Origin of the sequence: Clostridium sp. D5, from assembly GCF_000190355.1 — a bacterium.
Classification (GTDB): Bacteria; Bacillota; Clostridia; order Lachnospirales; family Lachnospiraceae; genus Faecalicatena; species Faecalicatena fissicatena_A.
Map to the genome: position 1 here is coordinate 187566 of NZ_GL870812.1, position 26318 is coordinate 213883.

At 42.0% G+C, this 26318-nt stretch carries 23 protein-coding genes; 19 read left to right on the forward strand and 4 right to left on the reverse strand.

Annotated elements, in window-relative coordinates; translation table 11 throughout:
* Positions 1 to 424 precede the first annotated feature (424 nt).
* From HMPREF0240_RS11015 to HMPREF0240_RS11090, 17 genes are all read left to right on the forward strand, one after another.
* Positions 425 to 1825 carry a deoxyguanosinetriphosphate triphosphohydrolase gene (locus HMPREF0240_RS11015; protein WP_009003496.1) on the forward strand — a complete coding sequence of 467 codons (1401 nt, stop codon included), beginning with the start codon at positions 425 to 427 and terminating at the stop codon, positions 1823 to 1825.
* 106 nt (positions 1826 to 1931) lie between these two features.
* Complete coding sequence (gene bioB / locus HMPREF0240_RS11020; RefSeq protein WP_009003497.1) at positions 1932 to 2897, forward strand: biotin synthase BioB; 966 nt, start codon at positions 1932 to 1934, stop codon at positions 2895 to 2897.
* Positions 2898 to 3097: 200 nt separating this feature from the next.
* Complete coding sequence (spoIIID, locus tag HMPREF0240_RS11025) at positions 3098 to 3349, forward strand: sporulation transcriptional regulator SpoIIID (RefSeq protein ID WP_035313108.1); 252 nt, start codon at positions 3098 to 3100, stop codon at positions 3347 to 3349.
* A 234-nt stretch (positions 3350 to 3583) separates the two neighbouring features.
* Positions 3584 to 4816, forward strand: a complete 1233-nt coding sequence (locus HMPREF0240_RS11030) for an extracellular solute-binding protein (RefSeq protein WP_009003500.1) — start codon at positions 3584 to 3586, stop codon at positions 4814 to 4816.
* Complete coding sequence (locus HMPREF0240_RS11035) at positions 4813 to 6507, forward strand: sensor histidine kinase (RefSeq protein ID WP_009003501.1); 1695 nt, start codon at positions 4813 to 4815, stop codon at positions 6505 to 6507. The genes HMPREF0240_RS11030 and HMPREF0240_RS11035 overlap by 4 nt, the downstream gene beginning before the upstream one ends.
* Positions 6504 to 8033 (forward strand): response regulator, encoded by a 1530-nt coding sequence (locus HMPREF0240_RS11040; protein ID WP_009003502.1) that lies wholly within the window; start codon positions 6504 to 6506, stop codon positions 8031 to 8033. Before HMPREF0240_RS11035 ends, HMPREF0240_RS11040 begins: the two co-directional genes overlap by 4 nt.
* 124 nt (positions 8034 to 8157) lie before the next feature.
* Complete coding sequence (locus tag HMPREF0240_RS11045) at positions 8158 to 8388, forward strand: HPr family phosphocarrier protein (RefSeq protein WP_009003503.1); 231 nt, start codon at positions 8158 to 8160, stop codon at positions 8386 to 8388.
* Between the two features lie 233 nt (positions 8389 to 8621).
* Positions 8622 to 9977: an MATE family efflux transporter gene (locus HMPREF0240_RS11050; protein ID WP_009003504.1), complete on the forward strand. Its 1356-nt coding sequence runs from the start codon at positions 8622 to 8624 to the stop codon at positions 9975 to 9977.
* 280 nt (positions 9978 to 10257) lie between these two features.
* The gene (guaA, locus tag HMPREF0240_RS11055; RefSeq protein ID WP_009003505.1) at positions 10258 to 11805 is read left to right on the forward strand and encodes a glutamine-hydrolyzing GMP synthase; all 1548 of its coding nucleotides are present in this window, start codon (positions 10258 to 10260) and stop codon (positions 11803 to 11805) included.
* 204 nt (positions 11806 to 12009) lie between these two features.
* A complete protein-coding gene (locus HMPREF0240_RS11060; RefSeq protein ID WP_035313113.1) occupies positions 12010 to 12510 on the forward strand; it encodes a hypothetical protein in 501 nt (166 codons plus the stop codon).
* A 79-nt stretch (positions 12511 to 12589) separates the two neighbouring features.
* Positions 12590 to 12931 carry a hypothetical protein gene (locus tag HMPREF0240_RS11065; RefSeq protein WP_035313115.1) on the forward strand — a complete coding sequence of 114 codons (342 nt, stop codon included), beginning with the start codon at positions 12590 to 12592 and terminating at the stop codon, positions 12929 to 12931.
* Positions 12932 to 13192: 261 nt separating this feature from the next.
* A complete protein-coding gene (locus HMPREF0240_RS11070; RefSeq protein WP_009003508.1) occupies positions 13193 to 13441 on the forward strand; it encodes a type II toxin-antitoxin system prevent-host-death family antitoxin in 249 nt (82 codons plus the stop codon).
* A gap of 6 nt (positions 13442 to 13447) precedes the next feature.
* Complete coding sequence (locus HMPREF0240_RS11075; RefSeq protein ID WP_347462593.1) at positions 13448 to 13744, forward strand: type II toxin-antitoxin system RelE/ParE family toxin; 297 nt, start codon at positions 13448 to 13450, stop codon at positions 13742 to 13744.
* Positions 13745 to 15077: 1333 nt separating this feature from the next.
* Positions 15078 to 15293 (forward strand): MarR family transcriptional regulator, encoded by a 216-nt coding sequence (locus HMPREF0240_RS11080; RefSeq protein ID WP_009003510.1) that lies wholly within the window; start codon positions 15078 to 15080, stop codon positions 15291 to 15293.
* Between the two features lie 77 nt (positions 15294 to 15370).
* Entirely contained in the window at positions 15371 to 15424 is a 54-nt protein-coding gene (locus tag HMPREF0240_RS25000) for a hypothetical protein (protein WP_242833336.1), read from the forward strand.
* A 349-nt stretch (positions 15425 to 15773) separates the two neighbouring features.
* Positions 15774 to 16208: a hypothetical protein gene (locus HMPREF0240_RS11085; protein ID WP_050794532.1), complete on the forward strand. Its 435-nt coding sequence runs from the start codon at positions 15774 to 15776 to the stop codon at positions 16206 to 16208.
* A gap of 377 nt (positions 16209 to 16585) precedes the next feature.
* Positions 16586 to 18265 carry a SulP family inorganic anion transporter gene (locus HMPREF0240_RS11090; RefSeq protein WP_009003512.1) on the forward strand — a complete coding sequence of 560 codons (1680 nt, stop codon included), beginning with the start codon at positions 16586 to 16588 and terminating at the stop codon, positions 18263 to 18265.
* Between the two features lie 127 nt (positions 18266 to 18392).
* Here the strand turns inward: HMPREF0240_RS11090 and HMPREF0240_RS11095 are convergent, their stop codons facing one another.
* From HMPREF0240_RS11095 to HMPREF0240_RS11110, 4 genes are read right to left on the reverse strand one after another with little or no spacing between them, the layout of a single operon-like run.
* Positions 18393 to 19571 (reverse strand): thiolase family protein, encoded by a 1179-nt coding sequence (locus HMPREF0240_RS11095; RefSeq protein ID WP_009003513.1) that lies wholly within the window; start codon positions 19569 to 19571, stop codon positions 18393 to 18395.
* A gap of 53 nt (positions 19572 to 19624) precedes the next feature.
* Complete coding sequence (gene fabG, locus HMPREF0240_RS11100; protein WP_009003514.1) at positions 19625 to 20368, reverse strand: 3-oxoacyl-ACP reductase FabG; 744 nt, start codon at positions 20366 to 20368, stop codon at positions 19625 to 19627.
* A gap of 26 nt (positions 20369 to 20394) precedes the next feature.
* Complete coding sequence (locus HMPREF0240_RS11105; RefSeq protein ID WP_009003515.1) at positions 20395 to 21981, reverse strand: acyl CoA:acetate/3-ketoacid CoA transferase; 1587 nt, start codon at positions 21979 to 21981, stop codon at positions 20395 to 20397.
* A 16-nt stretch (positions 21982 to 21997) separates the two neighbouring features.
* The gene (locus tag HMPREF0240_RS11110) at positions 21998 to 23599 is read right to left on the reverse strand and encodes a class I adenylate-forming enzyme family protein (RefSeq protein WP_009003516.1); all 1602 of its coding nucleotides are present in this window, start codon (positions 23597 to 23599) and stop codon (positions 21998 to 22000) included.
* 482 nt (positions 23600 to 24081) lie between these two features.
* Between HMPREF0240_RS11110 and HMPREF0240_RS11115 the strand changes: the two genes are divergently transcribed.
* Positions 24082 to 24765, forward strand: a complete 684-nt coding sequence (locus HMPREF0240_RS11115) for an N-acyl homoserine lactonase family protein (protein ID WP_009003517.1) — start codon at positions 24082 to 24084, stop codon at positions 24763 to 24765.
* Positions 24766 to 24942: 177 nt separating this feature from the next.
* Entirely contained in the window at positions 24943 to 26103 is a 1161-nt protein-coding gene (locus HMPREF0240_RS11120; RefSeq protein WP_035313119.1) for an ABC transporter substrate-binding protein, read from the forward strand.
* Positions 26104 to 26318: the final 215 nt, after the last annotated feature.

Genomic DNA, 26318 nt, shown 5'->3' on the forward strand with positions numbered 1-26318 from the left:
GCCAAGCGGCAGTAAGAGGAAATCCGCAAAATCAGCCAGAACCGAACGCATTCACCGTTTAATCTGATGATTAAACGCCTCAGGCGTTCTAAAAATCTGCTTCGGAAGCAGATTTTTTCTGGCTGATTTCGCGGATTTCCTCTAACTGCCGCTATGCTCGCTAAAAGTATTTCCAACAGGACAGGTGCTTTTCACAGTCCGTCCCGGCTCACGGTAAGCTAGGTTCATCCGCCGATAGTGCTATGCGCTCTGCTTGCTGTTCCTGGATTTGCAGGATGGATTCTTCCTTATTTTATCTATAAAGCGCTTTAAAAAACAAAAGCAAAAACGGAAACCTTTGTTGGAAGATAAATATGACGAAATCTACGAAGTATGTAAAAACGGAAACGAACTTTTGTAGGTCTTTAGGAAGGAGATGAGATTTATGGAATGGAAGACATTACTTTCAAAAAATCATTTTGTTGAAACGGAACAAGAGGGCGGCATTGCGTACAGGAACGATTATGATACTATTATATGCAGCACTCTTTTCCGCAGACTGCAGGATAAGGCGCAGGTCTTTCCACTCGATGATGATGATTATGTGAGAACACGTCTGACGCACTCTTTAGAGGTGTCGGCGATTGGGAAGAAACTGGGGGAATATGCGTTTGCAAAAGTAAAAGAGTGTAAACAGGATCAATGGTTTGAAGAACATTCCGAGAAGGAGCTTTCGGAAGTGCTTCTGTGCGCAGGTCTGGTTCACGACATAGGCAATCCGCCCTTTGGCCATTTCGGGGAATACACGATTCGGGAGTGGTTTCAGACCAATCTGGAAGGTTTAACCCTTGGAGATCGAAAAGTGACGGAGATGTTGTCAAACTGGCAGCTTCAGGATCTGTATACTTTTGAAGGAAATGCACAGTCTATACGCCTGTTATCAAAGACCCCGTATTTAGGAAAAGAAAATGGATTTAATCTCTCATACAGTGTATTGGGAACCATCATCAAATATCCGATTTCCTCCGATAAACTAAGGAATTGTAATCCAAATCATTATAAGAAAATCGGCTATAACTTTTCTGAGAAGGAATTATTTGATGCAGTAAACCGTGAAACCGGGATGAACGGCTGCCGCCATCCGCTTTCTTATCTTCTGGAAGCGGCTGACGATATCGCATATCGGACCTCTGATTTGGAAGACGCAATGGTAAAGAAAGTGATCAGTTTCGAGCAGGTCATGGATACATTTGAACGGTGCCTGAGGAGTTTTGAAGGGGATGCGCAAAACAGGCAGGAGGTTTGCCAATGCATTCATAAACTGACGGAAATGTTTCAGGAGGAGGTTACAAAAAATACCAAAAAACCGGGGCTGGCGGCTGTGCAAAGATGGAATCAGTACATACAGGGAATGATGATAAGAGATGCGGGGCAAACCTTTGTTAAAAACTACAGCCAGATCATGCAGGGCGATTTTGATGGGGATCTGTTTCATGATACTGTGTCCGGTTATATAATTAAGGCAGTCTCGGATCTGAGTGAAAGGAAAATCTATACCAGCTCGGTGAAAACCCGAAGAGAATTATTTGGACGGCGCGTGATCAATTCCCTGCTGGACCAGTTTATGCCGGCAGCAATTGGGTATGACACGAATGGGAAAAGCAGCTATATTGACAGAAGAATTATGGATACGGTATCGGAATTTTATAAATCCATGTATCGGAACCAATCTGTCGGAAAAAGCGAAGATGAAAAACTGTATTTAAGGATTTTAATGATTACCGATTATATCAGCGGTATGACAGATAATTATGCGAAAAGACTTTATGAAGAACTTTTTGCATAGCAATAATATTCTGCGGGAAATGTAAACTTGCAGAAGAGAAATGTTGACAATTGTAAAGGCATTCTATAATATAAACGGTAAGAATGACAATAAGGGAGACAAAACAATGGAAAACTTACTGAAGGAAATGAAAAACAGAGTGCTGGCCGGTGAACTGCTTTCAAAAGAGGACGCCCTGCAGCTGGCGGAAATGCCGCTTGATCCTTTATGTGACGCAGCGGACGAGATCCGGCAGAAGTTCTGCGGAAATCAATTCGATCTGTGCACAATCATCAACGGTAAAAATGGAAAATGTTCCGAAAACTGTAAGTATTGCGCGCAGTCCGCATTTTATTCCACAGAGGTTGAGAGTTATCCTCTTATGAACACAGACCAGCTGCTGGAACAGGCAAAATATAACGCAGAACGGGGAGTTATGAGATATTCTATCGTAACATCCGGGAAAAGACTTGACCACAGTGAGGTGGATGCAGTGTGTAAAAGTATCCGAACGATCAGGGAGAATGTGGATATCTCAGTCTGTGTTTCCTTCGGGCTTTTAGATGAGGCTGCGTTTAAAAAGATCAGAGAAGCGGGGGCAAGCCGCGTACATAATAATCTGGAGACCTCCGAAAATTATTTTCCAGAGGTCTGTACAACCCACTCCTACGAAGAGAAGATCGATACAGTCAAAGCAGCACGGCGCGCGGGACTGAACGTTTGCAGCGGAGGGATTGTCGGGCTGGGGGAGACGATGGAGGACCGGATTGATCTGGCAGTCACAGTCAGAGAACTGGGCGTACGTTCCATTCCGGTGAATATGCTGAATCCGATTCCAGGCACTCCTTACGAAAAGAATCCCCGGCTGACTGTAGACGACATGTGCAGGATAACGGCGGTCTTCCGGTTCCTGGTGCCGGATGCGTTTATCCGTCTTGCGGGCGGGCGCGGGCTGATGGCAGATAAAGGGAGAAGGTGCTTCCGGTCCGGTGCCAATGCTGCTATTACAGGAGATATGCTTACCACGGCGGGGATTACCATAGAGCAGGATATGCAGATGCTGGAAGAGCTGGGATTTGAAGTAAAAAGATGACAGACCAGGAACTTAGAGATTTAATTCATAAGGAGGGGCAGATACTCTATGAGAAAGTATAAAAGATTTTCTGCAGTGAATTAATCCGAGTCAGTTCCTACCGCTTGTATGAAAAGAAAACAATCATGTGGCAATTAGCAAGTCATACTCTTTCTCCCCCGCGCATACATTGTAAAAACAATGATTGCAGGGGGATTTTTTTGAAAGATTATATTGAAGAAAGAGCCGTGGAAATCGCCAATTATATCATAGATAACAGTGCCACAGTGCGGCAGACGGCGAAACAGTTCGGAATCAGCAAGAGTACGGTACATAAGGATGTGACGGAACGGCTCCTTCAGATTAATCCTGGTTTGGCGGGAGAGGCACGAAAAGTGTTGGACATGAATAAGTCTGAGCGTCATATACGCGGCGGACTTGCTACCAGAGAAAAGTATCTGCATCAGCACTAAAGTGAAAAAGAGAATTACAAATAGGATGCACCTTTAGCGCCGAATACTTCAGGCTCGGTACTTAAGGTGCATTTTATTGTGTCAGGAAACAGGCGGGGCTCTTCAAACACTCTTTGTAAATACAAGAGGCGGCGGCCAGGTGCCTGAGGGGTTTCAGGGGGTCTGTGATTATGGTATAATATCTACTGTAGAATATAAACTGATTCAGCTTGAACACAAAGGGGAGAAATGGCTGTGAAGAGATATAATAGAATCTGCGCACTTCTGCTTGCTCTTTTACTGGCAGGGGGGACAGCAGGATGTGCGAAGGAAGAACAAACTGTAAAAACAGAAAAAGAAGAGATTACACTCTGGTATTACTGGAGCCAGAGCTACGATAAAAAAGAACTGGCAAATCTGGTAAATGGATTCAACCGTATTCAGGATGAGATCGAAGTATCCACCCAGTATGTACCGGATGAGGATTTTAAGAAACGTCTGGCTCTCAGCATGGCGGACGGCAACATGCCCGATCTGGCACTGGTAGATTCATCGGATTTTCATTACTTACATGCAATGGAGCCTTTTTCAGATCTGACCGGTGAGATTGAAGGGCTGGAGGAGTATCTGCCGGAAGTGAAGGAAGCCTGCAGTGTGGACGGCAGGATGATGGGGCTGCCATATGGAATGAACTGCACTGTGCTCTATTACAATAAGAAGATTATGGATGCACACGGGGCCAAAGTGCCTGAGACATGGCGGGAACTCTACGATACCGCAGTGAAGCTGTCTGCGGACGGACATTGTGGTTTTGCCCTGCCTGCAGTGCAAAGCGAGGAAAGCGTATATAGTTTTCTTCCGCTTTTATGGTCCATGGGTGGAGATGTTGACTCACTGGATTCCAGTGAAAGCAGACAGGCATTCCAGCTTCTGCGCCGGCTGACAGAATCCGGGGCTATGAGCAGACAGACGATCAGTCTGACGGAAGGAGACCTGCTGCAGCAGTTTGTTGAGGGAAATATAGCGATGATGGTGAACTCCACAACAATGATTGATTCCATCAGGGATGCCAGCCCCTATCTGAAATATGGCGTGACAACGCTTCCTGCCGCGGATGACGGAACCCGGATATCGGTACTTGGAGGGGAAGTATTTGGTGTTACAAAGGGAGCGCACCAGGATGCAGCGGTCAAATTTTTACGGTATGTCAGCGATAAGGACAGAATGGTTTCCTATATGGAGCGGTCTGCCTATATGGCGCCCCGGCAGGATGTGCTTGAGAACCAATATGCGGAAGATCCGTTAAAACGCAGTATGATTGAGATTGTCAAATCTGCCAGGACAAGAGAGTTCTCCGTGGAATGGCCCTACATATCCAGAGTACTTACGGATGCAATGGGAGAGGCAATTATCGGGGAGAAGACGGAAGATGAAATCCTGGGCGAGGCGGCCGAAAGGATGGCTGAGATCAGGAGGGGACACTTATGAAACGGGAAAGAACTCTGAGAACAAGGATGTCCCTCGGTTTTCTGCTGGCAGCGCTGATACCGGTCTGCCTGTTCGCTTTTGTTTCACAGATGAGACTCAGGAGCAGTCTGCAGGATAATATAGACGGCCGTATCAGCAGCAATCTTTACAACTCCAATCAGTGCCTGAACATGGTGTTAGACAAGTATGAGACTATCCTGTATGATATGTGTACCGATGATACGATTATAGATACAGTTCTGGAAATCATAAGCGAACAGGATGACCTGGATGTGAACAGCAGTACGCTGCGGCATGAGCTGAGCCATATCTGCAACAGTAATCCTGGGGTGGAAGGGATCACGATTTTACTCAGGAACGGGCGCATTATTTTTTACGACCGGCTGAACTCTTCCTCTTCAAACAGTATATGGGCGGATAAAGTAACCATCCCTGAAATTGAGAAAGGTTATGTTTACCAGGGGATTACGACACCGGTGTCTGCAAATGAAAAGAAAACGTATTTATTTCAGATAGGCAGGAAACTGATAGACTACAGAAATATTAATGAACCCCTGGGGATCGTGGTAATCAGCATTAATGAAGAGCAGATTAAAGATGCCCTGGTTTCCGGAACGTATAATGCGTCTTACCTGCTGGATGGGAATACCGTAATCAGTTCTCCGGAGGCATCTGATATCGGAAAAAAGTTTACCTTTCAGAAGGATTCGATAGAGAATAAATATACCAGTATGGTGAATGACAAAAGCGGATTTACCATCTGGAATGAGCAGCCGCTGGCCGATTATAACAGGGCAATCTGGGAGCAGATGCTGTTTCTGTTTGTGATTGCAGTGGCGTCCTGTGTGATTATGGTATTTCTGATCTATCTGTCAACCAAGTCGTATCTGTCGGCAGTGGATTCGCTGGTGTCAGCCATGAATGAGCTGGAGGAGGGCGATTTTAGCGTCAGCATTGCGGTCCCACAGCGTATGCCGCCGGAAATACGGAGAATCGGTACCGGGTTCAATGAGATGGTCATCCACATTGACAATCTGATAGGCCAGGTGAAAGCGGCGGTTGTGGAGCAGAAGAATGCCGAACTGTCGGCTTTGGAAGCACAGATAGATCCGCATTTTCTGTACAATACACTGGATACGATCAACTGGAAAGCGATCGAGAATGAGCAATATGATATCAGCGAAATGGTAGGGGCACTTGCCGACATTCTGCGCTATACGGTAAAGAATGCAGGCGGGCTTACTACGGTGCGGCAGGAGCTGGGCTGGCTGGAGCATTACTGTATGCTGCAGGGAGCAAAACTCGGAAAACCAATGAAGATAGAGAAACAGGTGCCGGAAGAAATGATGGGATATAGGATTCACAAACTGCTGCTTCAGCCCTTTGTGGAGAATTCGATTAAACATGGATTTGGCGGAAAGGACGGAGAATGCCGTCTGACGATTGTGATGCGCCAGACGGAAGAACAGATCCACATTATTATAGAAGATAATGGCTGTGGCATCACGCCGGAGACATTGAAAAGACTGAATGACGAGCAGCAGGATATGGATGGGCACGTGGGAATTACAAATGTCAGGAAGCGCCTGAAGCTGTACTATGGGGATGATGCTACCATTTATTTTGAAGGTATGCTGGGCAGCTGGACGAAGGTGCATCTGTTTGTACCAAGGAAGGAGGAACTGCAGTGAGAATTGTAATTGTGGAAGATGAAGCGCCGATCAGAGAAGGTCTTGCAAAGATATTACATAAAATCAATCCGGACTATGAACTGGCCGGTAAGGCCGAAGATGGAAAAGCAGGGTATGAGCTGATCCGGAGAATGGAGCCGGATCTGGTTATACTGGATATACAGATGCCAAAAATGGACGGACTTACGATGCTCAGAAAGCTCCGTGAGGAGCAAAATGGCTGCAAGGTGCTGATTCTGTCCGCCTATTCAGATTTTAATTATGCCAAACAGGCTATCGAGCTTAATATAGAAAATTATCTGCTGAAGCCAATCAAGATACCTGAGCTGAAGAGGGCGCTGCGGCAGATAGAGGAGACGCTGAATAAAGAGAAAAGCCAGGATAAAGTATTTACTGCTTCCAGTATTTTTATTGGCTGTCTGAACGGACAGCTGACTCCGGACAGGCAGTTTCATAATATGACAAGGGAAAAATACGGATTCTCCGTGGAGGATCCCGCAGAGGTCTTCGTTCTATGGCTGGGAGACGGGTATGAAGAGCAGAAAAAGGCGGCAAAAGATATGCTGGAGAATGTGGGGGCACATACGGTAAAGTTTGATTCATCCGTAATAGAGGCCGATGGCTGGCAGATGCTGTTGATGATTCTCTACCGGCTTCCCGCGGAATGCAGTTTATATGAGTATTTCCAGAATTCGGTGGTGCCCATGCTGTGCAGTAATCTGAAGAGTCCTGTGGTCTGTATCTGGAAAAGTCTGAATCGTATCCTGGATCTGCCGGAAGCTGTCGGCGAGATGCAGAAAGAAAAGGAGTGGAATCTTCTTTTAAATAAGGGAACCCTGCTCAGAAAAGAAGAGATCGAAAAAATAAAAGTTGTCCCGCTGAAGCATCCCGCGGAGCTGGAAGACAAGGCCTGCCAGGCGATGAAGCGGGGCGATTGGGAAACATTAAAGGAATGTTACCGTAATCTGTTCCGATATTATCCGGAGGCTCCGCATTTGCCCGAAGAAATAAAAAAGTCCCTGATACGTTTTAACTGGGCCGTAGCAAATTCACGAGGCAATATTCAGGAACTGGATGCGGAACTGCAGATACAGGGGATACTGGGGGAAGTATCTGAGGCAGTAAGCTGGGATCAGATAAAACGCAGCCTGGAAAAATTCTTTGCACTGCTTGATCTGGGCTTCCACGAGGAAGAAGAAGTCCCGGTCAGTGTCCTCGTACAGAAGGCCCAGCAGATGATCCGGAAATACTACGATCAGGGCATTACTCTGGAGGAAGTAGCCAATAAGCTGTTTGTATCCGAGGAATATCTGAGCGCACAGTTCAAAAAAGAGACCGGCACCACATTTTCCGAGACAATCCGGAAACTGAGGATCGAGAAAGTAACGCAGCTTCTGACGGATACACACCTGAAGCTGAATCAGATCGCAGAACTGGCCGGATATTCCGATCCCAAGTATATGAGCAAGGTATTCAAAGAGGAAGTAGGTATGCTTCCAAATGAGTTTCGTAAGTCAGTCCATTAAATATTTCTACCTTTTTCAGAAATTTCGTCCTTGTATATGGAAAAAATTGTGCTATGATGTCGATAACATGAAAGCAGAAGCTAATGAAAGATATAATAGATAATCTGAAAAAGGAGAGAAAACAATGAGTGAAATGATGATAAAATTTCAGAATCCTGAAGAAGTGCTTGATTTCGTAAACAAGGTTGCAAAGTATCCTTTTAATATGGATATGAAGAGAGGCAGATTTGTTGTAGATGCCAAGTCTATCCTTGGAATTATGAATCTTGGCTTCAATAATCCGATTGAACTGAAGATCTATGATGAGGACTGCGAAGAACTGAAACAGGAGATCTCCAAGTACGCAGCGGCATAATACCCGGCAGCGCGGAGGCTTAATAAAACTGCGGAATAAGGACGATATTAATCAAACAGAGTGTATTACTTGCATCTTAAAACTTCTCGGCGTATAATGATACGCGCTGAGAAGTTTTTGTTTTGGGCAGGTAAAGGAATTGTAAAATGCAGCACGACAGTAAAAGCTGTCTGCAATAAAACAGCAAAGTGTAACAAGGTTATCGGGGATGAAAGAGCAGTGGGAATGAGAGTATGAAAAACAAAAAAGACAGAAGTGCCTGTCTATTTGACAATAAGGCACTGAGAGCATTGATTATTCCGCTGATTATCGAGCAGCTTCTTGCAGTACTGGTCGGTATGGCGGATTCTATTATGATAGCGAGCGTTGGAGAGGCGGCAGTATCTGGTGTGTCACTGGTTGACAACATTATGGTACTGTTTATTAATGCCTTCGCCGCCCTGGCTACCGGCGGCGCGGTTATATCCGGGCAGTATCTGGGGCAGAAGAATGACAAATCCGCATGCGAAGCCTCCAACCAGATTGTATGGTTTATTACAATCGTGGCGGTGGGCATCATGGCCATTATTTACTGCGGAAAATGGTTTATCCTGCATGTGGTGTTCGGAGCAATCGACGCGGACGTTATGGCACATGCGAATACATATCTGCTGATCGTATCAGCATCGATTCCATTTATGGCATTATACAATGCCGGGGCCGCCACATTCCGGGCCATGGGAAATTCAAAGGTATCCATGCAGGTATCCATCATTATGAATATTATCAATATCGGCGGAAATGCGATTCTGATATACGGTTTTCACCGCGGAACAGAAGGCGTTGCAATCCCTACGCTTGTATCCAGGATCGTGGCAGCAGTTCTGATCACCGTGCTGCTGGCCGATCAGAAACGCCAGCTGCATATCAGCCGGAGCCTGCGCTACCGGCCGGACTGGCGGATGATACGCAGGATGATGTCGATCGGTGTTCCCAACGGTCTGGAAAACAGCATGTTCCAGCTGGGAAAAATACTGGTGCTGAGCCTGGTGTCTACATTCGGTACCTATGCAATCGCGGCAAATGCGGTAAGCAACGCGGTAGCCCTGTTCCAGATACTTCCGGGAATGGCGCTGAATCTGGCGATCACTTCCGTTATCGCCCGGTGTGTAGGAGCCGGAGATTACGAGCAGGCACACTATTATACTAAGAAGCTTGTAGGAATTGTGTATGCGCTTATCTGGGTCATGAATGCAGTGATTTTCCTGCTGCTGCCGCTGATATTAAGGGCTTACCATCTGTCGGACCTGACGGCGGAGACAACAAAACAGATCCTGTATTTCCACAGCATCAGCTGTATGATTATCTGGCCAATGGCATTTTCAGTGCCGTCAACATTGCGGGCCGCCGGAGATGCAAAGGTAACGATGATTATATCCATTGCTTCTATGTGGATCTTTAGAATTGTTTTCAGTTATATTCTCGGAAGATACATGGGACTTGGTGTGTTCGGTATCTGGGTGGCTATGGTAATTGACTGGTGCTTCCGTGCCGTCTTCATGATGATCAGGTATCATGGTGGAAAATGGAAACTTATGCGGAGTATATAAGCAGGAAAAAAGAGGGAAAATAATAGTTCAAACATAATATGCCGGCTGGATTTGGCTGGAAATGAGATCTGGAAACAGGCTATGGATGCCCTGAAACCATTATTTTATTGGTTGCAATATCCAGCAGCGTAACGTACGGCACGACCTGGAAAGTAACAGGAAACAGGCATATTAACTGATTTTTTGATAAGAGAGTCTTGTAAATCATAAAACGCTACCTTATAATAGGAAAGTAAATCTAAAACAGGTTTAGATATTGGATGTTAACAGGAGGATAAATTTGAAAAACGAATTAGTGATTGTCCTGGATTTCGGAGGGCAGTATAATCAGTTAGTCGCAAGGCGTGTCAGAGAATGCAACGTGTATTGTGAAATCTATTCTTATAGAACAGATATAGAGAAAATCAAAGAAATGAACCCTAAGGGAATTATTTTGACAGGTGGCCCGAACAGCTGTTATGAGGAGGACTCTCCGACTTATACAAAAGAGCTTTTCGAGCTGGGGATTCCGGTTCTTGGCCTGTGCTATGGGGCACAGCTTATGATGCATGTACTGGGCGGAAGAGTAGAACATGCAGACGTGCGCGAGTATGGTAAGACGGAAGTGATGATTGATAAACCGGGCTCTAAAGTATTTGCCGGGGTATCGACACCGACGATCTGCTGGATGAGCCACTTTGATTATATTTCCCAGGCGGCGCCGGGATTTGAGGTTACTGCTCATACGGCGGACTGCCCGACGGCTGCAGCGGAGAGGGAAGAGGACGGACTTTATGCGATTCAGTTCCATCCGGAAGTGCTGCATACGGTGGAAGGCACAAAGATGATCAACAACTTTGTGAAAAATGTCTGCGGCTGTGCCGGTGACTGGAAAATGGATGCATTTGTAGAAGAGACGATAAAATCAATCAGGGAAAAAGTAGGAACAGGCAAAGTACTCTGTGCGCTTTCCGGTGGTGTGGATTCTTCTGTGGCAGCAGTCATGCTGTCAGAAGCTATTGGATCGCAGCTCACCTGTGTTTTCGTGGATCATGGTCTTTTAAGGAAGGATGAAGGGGACGAGGTGGAAGCAGTCTTTGGACCCGAAGGGCATTATGATTTGAACTTTATCCGGGTCAATGCGCAGGAGAGATTTTACAGTAAGCTTGCAGGAGCAGTTGAGCCGGAAGAAAAACGGAAGATTATCGGCGAAGAGTTTATCCGTGTATTTGAGGAAGAGGCTCAGAAGATTGGGGCAGTCGATTTCCTCGTACAAGGGACCATATATCCGGATGTGGTAGAGAGCGGTCTGGGCGGTGAATCCGCGGTGATAAAGTCTCACCACAATGTAGGCGGGTTACCGGATTATGTTGATTTTAAAGAGATAATAGAGCCTCTGAGAGACTTGTTTAAGGATGAAGTGCGTAAAGCCGGGCTGGAACTTGGAATTCCGGAGAGACTTGTATTTCGGCAGCCATTCCCGGGACCGGGACTGGGGATCAGGATAATCGGAGAGATCACGGCTGAGAAGGTGAAGATCGTACAGGATGCGGATGCGATTTACCGCGAAGAGATGGATGCGGCCGGGATGAATAAGATTGTTGGCCAGTATTTTGCTGCATTGACGAATATGCGGTCTGTTGGGGTGATGGGGGACGAGAGAACCTATGACTATGCGGTGGCACTGCGGGCGGTGAATACGATCGACTTTATGACTGCGGAGTCGGCGGAAGTGCCTTGGGAGGTGCTGCATCGGGTGACAAGCAGGATTGTGAATGAGGTGGATCATGTGAATCGGGTCTTCTATGATCTGACGGGGAAACCGCCGGGGACGATAGAATTTGAGTGATACAAGTGTATATAATTTATTTTATATGGCAGGTAGTCTAAGGATTGCCTGTCATTTGCTATTTTATCACAAATTACATTTTAAAATTTAAAATTATTGTTGCCAAGGAAAAGGTTTTAGAAAAAGTGTGTGCTAATTTTAAGATGTGGAAAAACAATATTGAGACATACAGAGGACTTTAAGGAGAGTGTAGAAAAATTTATAATGGATAAAAAGAAAGATGTAGCAACAGAAGTAATACAAGATATGTTTACTTTGTATTTATGTTTTCAAACACAGAGTAAGGTAAAAAATATTTTCATACAAGAATTGTATGGATATGTGGAAGTGTATTTTTATTCTGTATTTTTACATGAATTAATAAAGGCGGATTTAATAGAACGTGCAGCAGTTAGTAAAGATGTTAAAAAATTACTTGAAGAGTTTCGTTTGAGATTTCTAAAGAAAAATGCTTTAATAGGTGGGAGTCATACGCAAAAGCTAAGAGAGGAGATGGGGATTGATTTTGAACATTATATGTATGATTTAGTTCTTACAACTGAAAAGGCAGATGAAAAAAAATTATATGCTATAAATTTTAGTTTCTGGGATTGGGCAAACATGGACAAAGTCAAAGTAGATACATTTAATTCATTGGCACAGATTCCTGAAAAGCTAATAGAAGAAAGTTTTCAGAGCCTTCAAGAAAAAGAATTGGGGGATTGATAATTTTATTCCTAACTTTAGAATTGAAACAAAGGACTTTTGTATAAATATATCGCATTCATTGATGGAACTTAAAGCAATGTTAATTGAACAATTCGGAAGTAACATTAAAAATTTGGACACTCCAATGGTTGAAGAAATCAAAAGAGAAATAGAGGATAGTATTAATGAAAAAGCTGCATTTAAAGTAAATAGAAAGTTGCGTAACAATATTCACTATACAAAAATAGATATTATTTCAGAGTTAGAATGGGAAATGGTTAATAAATTTCAAAATGAATATTTTGATATAGTGTTAAGGACATTTAATAAATATTTGCATTTTAAGTTCGGAAAGAAATATCGCATTATTAGATGGATTGCAGATCATACGGATTCAAAAATGCGTGAGCTCAAGAAAAAGGAAAAAAGTGAAAGGTGATAATTGGGGACATAATGTGTTGCAGGGATAAGATTATAAAAAATTAGTTGCAAAAAATCACACCAGTGGTGCGAGAAATAAAATCCTTTAAAAGAAATAGGAAAACAGCACAAGATATAGTACAATGATAAAAATATTCATTTTATGTTCAATTAAACAAAAACATGGATGCTGTAAAATCTTAAGTTGAATTTTACAGCATCTTTTTGTATAATAAAGATGTAAGCAGAAATAATATGTGTCAGAGAAGGAGATGATGATATGTCCAGTATTTTACCAGTATCTGATTTAAGAAACTATAATGAAGTGCTTAAAAATTGTCAGGTAGGAGAGCCGGTTTTCTTAACGAAAAATGGTAGAGGAAAATTTGTAGTCCTTGATATAGAGGATTATGAAAAAGACAGAGCAGAGAAAAAGTTGTTAGCTAAATTGCAGGAAGCAGAAGAAGCTGTTACAGATGGAAAAGGTTGGATGAGCCTTGATGAACTGAAGTCTGCAATGGAGGAATAACGATTGATGAAACTAAGGATTAATCCTCTTGTAGCGGCTGATTTGAAAGCAATTCGGGATTATATCGCAGAGGACAATGCGGAAGCAGCAAGAAAGACAGTAGACGAAATTTACAAAAGCTTTGAAAATCTACAGCAATTCCCGACAATGGGAGCAGATTTGTCAAAGCGAGTAAGCTTCAAAACGAATTATAAGTATCTGATACATGGAAACTATATCACACTTTATCTTATCAAAAAAGATTGTATTGAGATATATCGTGTGATTGACAGATACCAAGATATTACAAGTATTTTGTTCTGATAAAAGAATTGAATTGTTGAAGTGGTTTGTGTATAATAGCAGAGTGGCAACAGAAAATCAGTAAGTCAAAATAAAATGTGTAATAGAGATAAAATAAAGGCAGTTAATATGCGAAAGCTAAATAGATATGCTTAATACAAGCATTGAACTTGCCGAGTTTGAATAGTAGATAGGGAGCCGGGAAGCCGCTTAGATAGCGGACTTTCCGGCTCTTTGTGTGTGGCGTGATACCCTTTTGATACCTATATCATAAAATGATTTTATTTAGTATACTTTCTGAATAAGGTTGCGGTAAATAAGGTCATTAAAATCGAACCACATAATAATTCAATCGACATAGCAAATTGTGTGGCACTTGATGAAGGGGATGCACTTCCTTGCCCTACGGTTATAAGTGTAAAGAAACTATAAAATAAACTCTGAAACCAATCATTTAATAACTGAAAGTTAAATGAAAAATTGAAATTATAAAAGTAGTTTATTGGTGGTTTTGATGAAGTAGCAGTGAAGCCTGTAAACATATAAATAATACTAAATAAAAATATCAATAAAGTGATACTTATAAAAGCCCTAGAAGGTTTCTCGCCATATACAATAGTTGATTCTAGTAAAAAACAAGGTATAGCGGATATGCCTTTTTTACTTCTTGTTTCTGCTTTCTTACGCTGATAATAAAAATTAGCAATATGCTTATCTTCTTCTCGAATATGATTAGAAGCCCATATTTGTTCTATAGAATAATAGGTGTTGGCTACTTCTTCATATATAGAACTTTTCCATATTTTGTATATTTTAAGTTATCGTATATTAGAAAAATTGACTATATCATGAAATGAAAAAGCAGTGATTTTACATCTTGAGTCAATACTAAAATCTTCCATAGTAATACGGAATGCAATATTAAAATTACGTGATGGGGAGAAAATAGATGTCTGATTCAAAATAGTTTTACCTATAAACTCCACATTATTAAAACAAATTCTATGAAATATACATTTAAAAAATAACATATTATCAAAAGAGGTATGAATTAATCTGCCAATACTAAAAAAAATATTTTCTAAGCAACATCTTTTAAAAAGACAATTATAAATTTCACAAGCACTAAAACCTTGAGTTAATTCAGGAACTGTAGTTAATTTTTTTGATTTATATGAATTTATTTCTGTAAACTCACAATTTCTAAAAATACAGTTGTGGAAACATACCTCCTGTAAATGGTAGGAATCTCAAAAAGGAGCAATCCCATAGCCGTATGAGCGGTTGAGGTCAGTTGAAACACTGGCAACAGACGATACAAACGGAAGCCGTAAATCAAAAAGGAGATTCATTATTGAACAACACTTTATTTGTAACAGCCGGGGAAATTGCAGAAGAATTAGGCATCTCAAAACCATTTGCCTACAAACTGGTACGACAGATGAATGAAGAATTAGAAGCAAAAGGTTTTCTTACTATCGCAAGAAGGGTAAGCTGGAAGTTACGAAGAAAAGTTTTATGGAATAACAAAAGCGAATTAGAAGGGAAGTGGCAGCATGGCAGCCTATAAAGACGAGAAGCGGGGGACGTGTTTTGTGTCGTTTCGATATGACATTTTCTGAATTTGTGGCCGTTTACACCAGAGATATGCAGCCGAAGTTAAAACACAACACTTGGCTCACGAAAGAACACGCTGGGTAAAGGTAGGGGAGATTAGATACGGATGAAAGGGAAAACATAATTACTATTATTGAAAGCATAACAGTATTGAGCGCTGAAGAAAGGGCTTCACTTGCAGGGGTTCTAAAGAAAACAAGTATGAGCAGGATAATTTCTACAATTAAGATGATAGAAAATAGATACGCTATAATTGAACTACTTAAAAAATTGGTATTTGATTATAGCAAATTTTCGAGTGAAAGATTGCATATTCAAACTACTATAGAGCAAAATTATTGGATTTTTGGAGAACAATACAATTTGGTGTCAGCGGACGATAATTTTGAAAAGGCATTAAACAGTAAACATACTTATTCTATGCATGGGAGTTATGTATGGCGCTGCTGGAGCAAACAATGCAATTAAGGGAATGGCAAGGGCATTGGCAAATGGAGTAGAAAAGCAACTGATGAAGAAGGCACTAACCAAGGGAACCATTTATCCAATTGTAAAGAGCGTTTCTAGATGGTTTGGTGTTAAAATGACAAAAGATGTTTTTGCTGGATTCTTTAAGAAAGCAATTCCAGTTCTTGGCGGAGCTATAGGCGGTGGATTAACGTTTATAACATTTAAACCTTGTTGCGTGAAAATGAAGAATTCTCTTAGAGATACGTCATTAAGCAATCCAAACGTTGAAGAATCAGATAAAGATGATGCGGTAATAGATGTGATTGCAGATGATATTGTAAATGGTATTGAGATCGATGAAGATGTACTCGAAAATATACTGCAAGAAGATGATTTTGATACAGAAGAACTTGTATAAAATGAAAAATAATTTTGAGAGGGATAGGGGCAAATTAATTTATACAAGTACAAGCTGAATCCCCCTAGGATTGATACTATTTTGATACTAAAAACAGCATCAGATAATAAAATACAAATATACATTCGAAGTAAAGCGATAAAAATTTATGAAAATCGAGTATATCCTGTTTTTGAAATTTGTATTCTGCTCAAAGTTTGAATAGAGCGTTAAAACCCCGCAAGTCCAGTGCTTACTGGCTTGTGGGGTTTTTAACATGATGGAACCAATTGGATAAAATTAAGTGCAATCCTGTTTTTCATAGTAATAGGTATAGTTTTGTGTTACCCTTTTAAAGTTGAGCCTTTCGAGGCTTACTTATCTAATGGAGGGGCACTATGAATGGATTTACACCAAAACTATTTGACACTTTAAAAAATTATTCCAAAGAGCAATTGGTAAAAGATATTATATCTGGTATCATTGTTGCAATCATTGCTTTACCATTGTCGATTGCATTGGCGCTTGCTTCGGGAGTTGGACCTGAGCAGGGAATTTATACGGCCATTTTTGCAGGGTTTGTTGTTTCGTTTCTGGGCGGCAGCAATGTACAGATTGCGGGACCTACGGCAGCATTTGCGACTATCGTTGCGGGTATCGTAGCGAAAAATGGAATGGATGGACTTGTGGTTGCCACGATTATGGCGGGTATTTTACTTGTTATCATGGGATTTTTAAAATTCGGTAATTTGATCCGTTTTATACCGGCGACGATTACAACTGGTTTTACCTTCGGAATCGCAATTACAATTCTGATTGGGCAGATAAAAGATTTTTTGGGACTTACTCTGACCGAATCACCGGTTGAAACGATGGAAAAATTGACTGCTTGTCTTTCGGCGATTCGCACAATTAACTGGCAGGCAGTTATCGTTGGGGGTGCTGCACTGGCTATTTTGATTATCTGGCCCAAATTCTTTGGAAAAATACCAGCATCGCTGATTGCAGTGATTGTTGCTATTATCATGGTCAAAGTAATACATATGGATGTGAAGACCATCGGTGATCTTTACACGATTTCCAGCAAACTGCCAGGTGTTACGGTACCTACGGTATCATTTAGCATGATTGTGGAATTGTTACCGGATGCATTTACCATCGCTGTTCTGGCAGGAATAGAGTCTCTGCTTTCTTGCGTGGTTTCGGATGGTATGATTGGTGGACGACACAAACCAAATATGGAAATGGTGGCACAGGGGGCTGGAAATATTGTATCGGCTTTGTTTGGCGGAATTCCGGCAACTGGTGCGATTGCAAGAACTGCTGCCAACGTAAAAAATGGTGGACGTACACCTATTGCAGGAATGGTACATTCTGTTTCGCTGCTGTTGATTTTACTGGTATTAATGCCTTATGCGGCATGGATTCCAATGCCTGCCATTGCGGCTATTCTGTTTATGGTAGCATATAATATGAGTGGCTGGAGAGAGTTTAACTTTATGGTCAAAACATCACCGAAAAGCGATTCCATTGTTTTAATCGTGACCTTTATTTTGACCGTAGTTTTTGATTTAGTTGTTGCTATCGAGGTTGGTATTGTTGTGGCAGCATTTTTGTTTCTGAAGAGAATGTCAGATGTGACGGAAGTAAAAAGCTGGCGTTATTTAGAGGAAGAAAATATCGATGAGCAAAATGATCCGGACAGTATTCGGCTGAAGGCTGTTCCGAAGAATACGCTGGTATATGAGATCATTGGACCAATGTTCTTTGCAGCAGCAGATAAAATAATGGATGTAGAAGTTTCTGCCAATACAAAAGTCGTTATTATCCGAATGCGAGGAGTACCGGCTATGGATGTGACCGCACTACAGTCTCTGAAAAATACGTATGAGAGAAGTAAAAAAAGAGGAATTACCATGTTGCTTTCCCATGTTCAGCAGCAGCCGATGAGTGTTATGGAAAAGGCCGGCTTTGTGGAAGAAGTGGGCGAAGAAAACTTCTGTGCTAATATCGATGAAGCACTGGAAAGAGCAAAAATGATCAAACGTAGTTTGTCAAAACAGAATGTGCAGCAATAGTTTATATTAGAATAAAGAAGCCAAAAAACGTATACGGTAAACCACTGGCACAGTACTTGTGGTTTACCGTATACTTTATAAAAATGGAATGCATTATATATCGGAGCACAAACATTCTAGGACAGAATTAATATTTGGTGAAATACATAGAAATCCCCTGGCCGCCTCCGATGCACATGCTAATCATAGCATCTTTCTTAGCTGTATGCATCAATTCATATAGAACTTTGACTGTTAAGATTGCTCCGGTAGCACCGATAGGATGTCCGATAGATATTCCGCCCCCGTAGATATTTACTTTATCCATATCCAGCCCCAGATCTCTGCTGACAGCAAATGCCTGGCTGGCAAACGCTTCATTGATCTCGAACATATCAACAGTTCTCAGGTCGATTTTGAGTTTATCTGCAAGCTTTTCACTGGAAAACCTAGGTGCATATCCCATTAATTCCGCGTCAAAGCCTGCTACTGCATAACCTTCAATTGTCAGCTTAGGCGTAATCCCCAGTTCTTTTGCTTTCTCCAATGACATAACAACCACGGCAGCAGCACCATCATTCAAGCTGGAAGAATTGCCTGCAGTTACGGTGCCGCCATTCACAAAGCAAGGGCGGAGTTTTGCAAGTTTTTCAATGGTCTGCTCCTCTCTTGGCCCCTCATCGGTATCGAATACGGTAGTAACTCCTTTTTTCCCTTTAAGTTCAACTGGCAGTATTTCTTCTTTGAATTTTCCGCTTTTTATTGCTGCGCAGGCCTTTTGATGGCTCTGCAGCGCAAAAATATCCTGTTCCTCACGGGTAACATTATATTTTGCTGCTACATTTTCGGCAGTTACACCATTGTGATTACCATCCAAAGGCCATGTAAGAATGTCAATGACCCCATCTTCAAATGTTTTGTGTCCCATACGAGCACCCCACCGGGCATCTTTAACATAATAAGGAAGTTGAGAGATATTTTCTGCTCCTCCGGCAACAACAACATCAGCAAAGCCGGTCTGGATTTCCATGACCGCATCCGCGATTGCTTGCAGACCGGAACCACATTGCCGATTAACGGAATAGGCCGTTGTTTCTTTAGGCATTCCGGCCTTTAAACTGATAGCTCTTGCCACAAATCCATTTTCTGCAATTTGGCCAACTTGTCCAATGATAACTTCATCAACATCGGAAGGCTGAATCCCAGCACGGTTTACAGCTTCTTTAACTACCATAGCCCCCATATCAATTGCGGACAAATCTTTTAAACTGCCACCATAACTTCCAACCGGAAGTCTTACCCCGCTTACAATTACAACATCTTTCATTATATGAATCTCCTTTCATAGAAAAAACGACAATTTTCAGATATATTTACATACTATACAATCATTCCTCCGCCGACATTTATAACTTCAGAGGTGATATATGCTGCTTCATCAGATGCAAGAAATGCAACCATATTTCCGACATCCTCGGGCTTGCCGGCATAGTTCATAGGGATTCGCTGCATCATACTGTCCCATGCGGCACCATCATTTACTTCTTTAAGTCTTAAAGTCATATCTGTTTCAATAAAACCTGGACAAATAGCATTACAGGTAATCCCTTTTCTGGCATTTTCTCTGGCTGCTGTTTTAGTGAGTCCTATCACCCCTGCCTTTGCAGCAGCATAATTGGCCTGGCCGATGTTACCTAGCCAGCTTCCAGAGGATATGTTGATGATTCTGCCAGAATTTTGACTACGCATATATTTAATTGCTTCTTGGGTTCCATAGAAGGTTCCTGTCAGATCAATGGAAAGGACCAAATCCCAGTTTTCGGCAGTCATCTTGTGCAGCATTCCATCACGGTTAATTCCGGCGTTGTTTACCATAATATCCAGCGTGCCATAAGTTTCAATGGCAAACTGTACAAGTGCCTGTACTTCATCTTGTTTTGCGACATCGACGGTGAATGCACATGCAGTGCCTCCGGCTGCCTGAATCTCTGCTACGGCATCATCGGCAGGTGCCATATCGGCAACAATTACTTTCGCTCCATTTTCGGCCAGCTTTTTCGCAATGCCCTTCCCCAATCCTCTTCCGGCGCCGGTTACAATAGCTACTTTGTTTTCTAAACGCATAAGTAAATCCTCCTTTGAAAATGTTTTTAATAGGTGTTGTTTATAAAATCCTTTAAACCAAATGAACCGTTTTCACGGAAAATGGAAGGATTCATTTCCTTTAAATCAGAGCTTATAATTGGTTTGAACTCCATTAAATCTAAAATCTGTTGTTGTAAATCAATTCCGGGTGCGATTTCTGTGAGGACAAGTCCTTCGGCACGCAGCTCAAATACAGCCCTTTCAGTTACATAGTGCATTTTCTGCTTTTTCTTTCTCGCAATTTCACCATTATAGGAGATTTGCTGGATTTTATTTACGAATTTAATGAGGCTTCCTTCTTTGTTGATGTGAAGCTTATCTCCTTCAAAAGAGCAGTCCAGTCCTTTGCCGGTGAAGGAAGAACAAAATACAACATGTTTTGCATTGGTTGTAATATCAATAAAGCCGCCCGCACCTGTAGGATTTGGGCCGAGCCTGGTTGCATTTACATTACCTTCGGAATCGACTTCTCCGGCGCCCATATAAGTGACATCCACACCGGCACCATTATAGTAATCAAACTGATCATCGTGCCGAAGTAATGCAAAATTATTTTTGGCGATCCCGAAGTCAACGCCGCCCATAGGTATGCCGCCATAAATTCCGGATTCCACAGTGATTGTTACATCATCATCTATGCCCTCCTCTGCAATAATGGGGCCGACAACATCATTTGGAATTCCTGTGCCTACATTTAAAACATCGTTTGCTGAAAGCTCCATAAGAGCGCGTCGTCCGATTGCCTTGCGGACTGTCATGGGCAGTGACTCGGAGTTAGTAACAGGTACTTTGATATCACCGCAGTATGCCGGATCGAATACAAAGCTATGAGTTTGGCGATGGTCATCCTCTGGGTTGGGACACATGACAACAGCATCAATGAAAATTCCAGGTACTGTAACCCGTTTGCAGTGGAGAGTCCCGGATTTTACTTTGTATTTTGCCTGAGCGATTACTTTTCCGCCAAATTTTTTACATGCCATGACAGCAGAAAATACTTCGAGCTGCATTGCCTCTTCATCTGTTGTGAGATTACCCATCTCATCGACATAGGTTCCACGGATAATGCAGTAATCGAGAGGGATCGGTTTGTAACGCATATACTCCTCCCCGTTAATAGTTATAATATCTACGATATCGGGGGCAGACTTGGTGATTTCATTCATCTTTCCGCCGTCTATGCGCGGGTCAATAAAAGTTCCGAGGCCGACTTTTGTGATTTTTCCGGGTTCTCCTCCGGCCATGCTTCTGTACAGCTGTGCAAATTGACCTTGGGGAAGACAGTATGCGAGAATTTTATTGCTGGAGATTAATTCCATCATTTGTGGCTGCAGTCCCCAGTGTCCTCCTATAATGCGGTGCAGCATTTTTTCATGTGCGAAATGCTGAATTCCTCTGTCGCGATCACTTTGCCCGCAGGAATGGACAAGGGTGAGGTGATTCGGACTGCCCGTGTCTAAGAAGCATTTTTCAATTGCTTTTAAAATTGTTTCAGATGCTGAGACCAGTGTCATGCCGATTGTTGCGATTGTACTGTCATCCTGTATCATGGCGGCAGCTTCATCGCCGGTTATAAATAATGGTTTCCTCATGGTTATGATCCTCCTGTTATGATTGAAATAGTGTTTTTATAGTCTGCTTGTCAACTTTCCCGTTTGGGGTGACTGGAATTTCATCTACGATAATAATTCTGGCGGGAATCTTATATTTAGCTATTTTATCAGTCAGACTTTGCTTGATCATATCTTCGGTGAGCGAGGCCCCGGGAGATACCTTGACTACGGCAGCCGCAACTTCACCATATATTTCATCTGGAATGCCGACAACAGCGGTGTCTTCAACATGCTTAATCTTGTAAATCTCGTTTTCAACATCAAAGCTCCAGATTTTCTCGCCGCCTCGGTTTATCATATCTTTTTTTCTGTCAACGACAAACAGGTATCCCTCAGAGTTGAAATATCCTAAATCGCATGTGCCGAGCCATCTGTCTTTTAGGGAAGGTGTATCTGTTTTGTAATAGGAATCGAGTACAACGGTACCGGATATCCATATTTCGCCGACGATACCGGGAGGCAGTTCACAGCCCTGCTCATCCAGAATTTTAAAACAGGTGCCGGGGACAGGGAAGCCGGATGATCCGATAAATATGCTTGTGGAAGCATCACCGGGGAAAATGGCAGCCGGAGAAGTTGTTTCCGTAAGTCCATAGACTGTATGGAATGCGCTATGTGGAAGCCAGGCATGAATTTGACGTATCTTTTCCTTGGGCATATTGCTGCTGCCACAGGCAAAGCTTTTTAGTGAGGGCAGTTCCGGAAAATTTTGAGATTCTGCAAGGAGCATCGAAAATACAGTGGGTGATGCATGTAAAAATGTAACGTGATGTTCTTTCACACAGGATAAAACCCTTTTGGGGTTAAAATATTTATGCAGATATAGTGTGCCGCCCGCATATAAGAACAGTCCCAGAAGGGCTACTAATCCGGTAATATGATAAATCGGAATCGGGATGATAGAAATATCTTTCTCCGTTATACCTAAAATCTTCTGATAAGAAACAATAGCATGCATAATATTATAATTTTTAATCACAACTCCTTTACTTTGAGACGTGGTACCGGAAGTAAACATAAGAATAGCTGTATCATCTAAATCTCCGTTGGATTCTGCTTCCGCGACAGATGCATATCGACAGGCGGAAAAACCATACCCATTTTGAGCGTCATCCGATGACAGAACAGGAATTCCATTGTTTTCACAATCCCGGAACCATGTATAAAAATCTCTGTCACATATTATGTATTGCACGTCAGATTTACTAATTAGTGAGTTTACTTCCTGTTCTTTGTACTTGGTAGGAAGTGGAATTGTTATGGCGCCTAGTTTTGAAAGGGAAAGGAAGGCAACACAAAATTCAATACTGTTATATAGCATAAGTGCGACCCGGCTCTTTTTCTCTATGCCATGCCTGTATTTGAGATAAGAGGAAAAACAGTCAATTTTTTCTTTGAGATGAGAATAGCTGTATGGCCGGCCAAAGTTATCAATAATAGCGATTTTGTCAGGATACAGCATGGTGGTATTAGAAAGTGCTTCGTATAAATTGCAGGGCATATCTGGAAATGTAACAATCTCTCGACCATCTGCAAGTTTTTGGTGTATTAACTGGAAGGAAATTTGATTTTTCCAAAGTTCAGTCCCATAGTACATAAATGACCCTCCTTTTAAGAAAACGGTTGCGTTATTAATTCATCTTATTCCAGAATTCTTTTAAAGTCAATATAGTAAAAAAACACAAATTGGAATTATAAATATATACATAATAAACAAAAAATACAGAATATTTCTTGTTTTACTAGGAAAATAAAACAATAAAGCGGAATAGTCAGATAAAATAACAATAAAAGAATATTTGGATGGGGAATATATATTGAAAGTGCACAAAAATGAAAGAAAAAAATGAAATAAATTAACAAATACAACATGAAAATTGGCATAAACGAAAGAAATATGTTGATTTTAGGAAAAAATGATGATATAGTAAATCCATCACGAAAGAAAACGGTTTCTGGAATTGATGGTGGTGTTTAAGGGAAAATATGAAAACGATATCTGGAAAAGGAGGAAACATTATGAGAAAATGAATAGTAAAAGCTATCCAGGTAGGCAGCATTCAGCTTGACCGGTCAGCAATGACACATTATAAAGGGAAAGGCGAATGTATTATTGTTCCGATCTGGTGTGCAGGTGCAACAGATGGAGTTCATAAGGTTCTGGTAGATACTGGAATCAGAGATTTGGAAGAATATCGGAAAGCCGAGCCGGGGGTCATACAGACTCCTGAACAGGATACAGTAGCTGCGGTGAAACGAATTATGGGATGGAATCCTGAAGAGGTAGACATTGTGATTAATACTCATTTACACTGCGATCACAGTGGAAGCAATGGAAAATTCACAGCCTCAAAATTCTACATACAGAAAAAGGAGTGGGAAGCCGCTTTTTCTCCGCTGATTCCTGAGGCACCGTTTTATGACAGTCTATGTTATGACAAAAGCGCGGTAAACTATTTTCGGTGGGAGTTTTTGGATGGGGATACTGAAATTATTCCCGGAGTCAGGGTCATAACAACACCGGGACATACAAGAGGACACCAGTCAGTACTATTTGATACGGAGGATGGTGTGGTATGTGTGTCGGGGGACATCTGTAATGTGGCTGAAAATGTGAATGGTAATCTGGAACCGAATATAGTGGTTATGGTGCCGGAGACCTATGAAAGCTTTAAGAGAATCAGGCAGGCAGCACATTATATTTTGCCGGGGCATGAGCCTGCTATTGAAGATGGAGCAAAAAAGTTTATACCAGTTTTATAACCTTACAAAAGATGTCATCCGCTTTTAAATGAAGCGAAAGATGGAGTAACATTTTTACCTCAGCAAATGTTTGGGCACCTTCTGAGATGGTGGCAGAGCCGCTGTAAGGTTACGAGGAAACAGAGAAGCGGATTCCGGGGATTCGCTTTGACAATCAAAAGAAGAGGAGATAAATTTATGAAGAAAAAGGTATTGGCAGTTTTGTTGGCTGGATTAATGGTTTTTGGGCTTGCAGCATGTGGAAATTCCGAAAAAGCAGAAGACAAGAAGGAAAGTCAGAACACAGAAGAAACAACTCCGGAATCCAATAAGGACAGTGGATTTGTTGTAGGTTTTTCAAATGGATACTGGGGAAATACTTGGCGGGCACAGATGGTAGAAGATTTTGAAAACAGGGCAAAGGAATACAAGGAGGACGGTATTCTGTCGGATTATATGGTTTCAAATACAAACAGCGATGCAACTGAGCAGTTGAATCAGATTAACGCAATGATTGATGCAGGTGTTGATGCAATTATGATTGATGCAGTTTCCCCTACTACGATTAAATCTGCGGTTGAAAAAGCGCAGAAGAAAGGAATATTGGTAGTAATTGCGAATGATCCTGCAGCTTATGAAGGAACCATCTGTGTATGTGGAAACAATTACAGCTGGCAGAAAATTCAGGCAGTATGGCTTGCCAAACAGCTGGAAGGAAAAGGTGATATCGTAGAAATCTCTGGTGTTTCTGGAAATGCGGCGGATACATTGCGTGTAGAAGCGAACAAAGATGTTCTTGCTGATTATCCAGATATAAAAATATTGGGTTCTGCACCAGGAAACTGGTCGGAGACAGATGCCCAGTCAGTTATGACAACATTCTTGTCCAGTTATGATAATATTGATGCAGTTCTGGCCCAGGATGTTATGGGGGAAGGAATTATCAAGGCTTATGAAAATGCAGGAAAAGAACCAAAGATTATGACAGGTGATTATACAAAATCATTCTTTACAAAATGGGCATCCATGTCTGACCTCACTACAATCGGTGTTTCTTATGCACCTGGCAGTGCAGTAACTGCTCTGGATGTAACAGTACGTTTGCTCCAGGGAAAGACCGTAAAAGAAGATATTCTGGTTGCAAATCCGATGGATGAAAACATGGTAAATACAATCATGCTTGACCCTCCATATGTAGTTACGAAGGATGGGGACCAGGATGCAGCATGGATGGAAGGATTAAATGGAACGAAGGCTATCACATTAGAAGAAGCGACAGAGTTATTAAAGGATTCAGCAGATACGGCAGCATTGGATGGATGGCTGACTCAGGAAGAGGTGGACCAGTTCTTCGAATAAGGAGTAGGCATGGGCGTACTTAATATGGGCTGGCGGACAAAGAGAGAAAAGTCCGCCAGCCCCTTATGACTGAGAAAATGGGGAATTGAAGTGGACTTGCCCACTTTATTCTAATAACATGTGGCATAGAGGAAGTATAAGCAGGAGGATGAGCTATGGGACTTGCTTTTCGGAATATATCGAAACGATATGGAGCGGTAGTGGCAATCAAACAG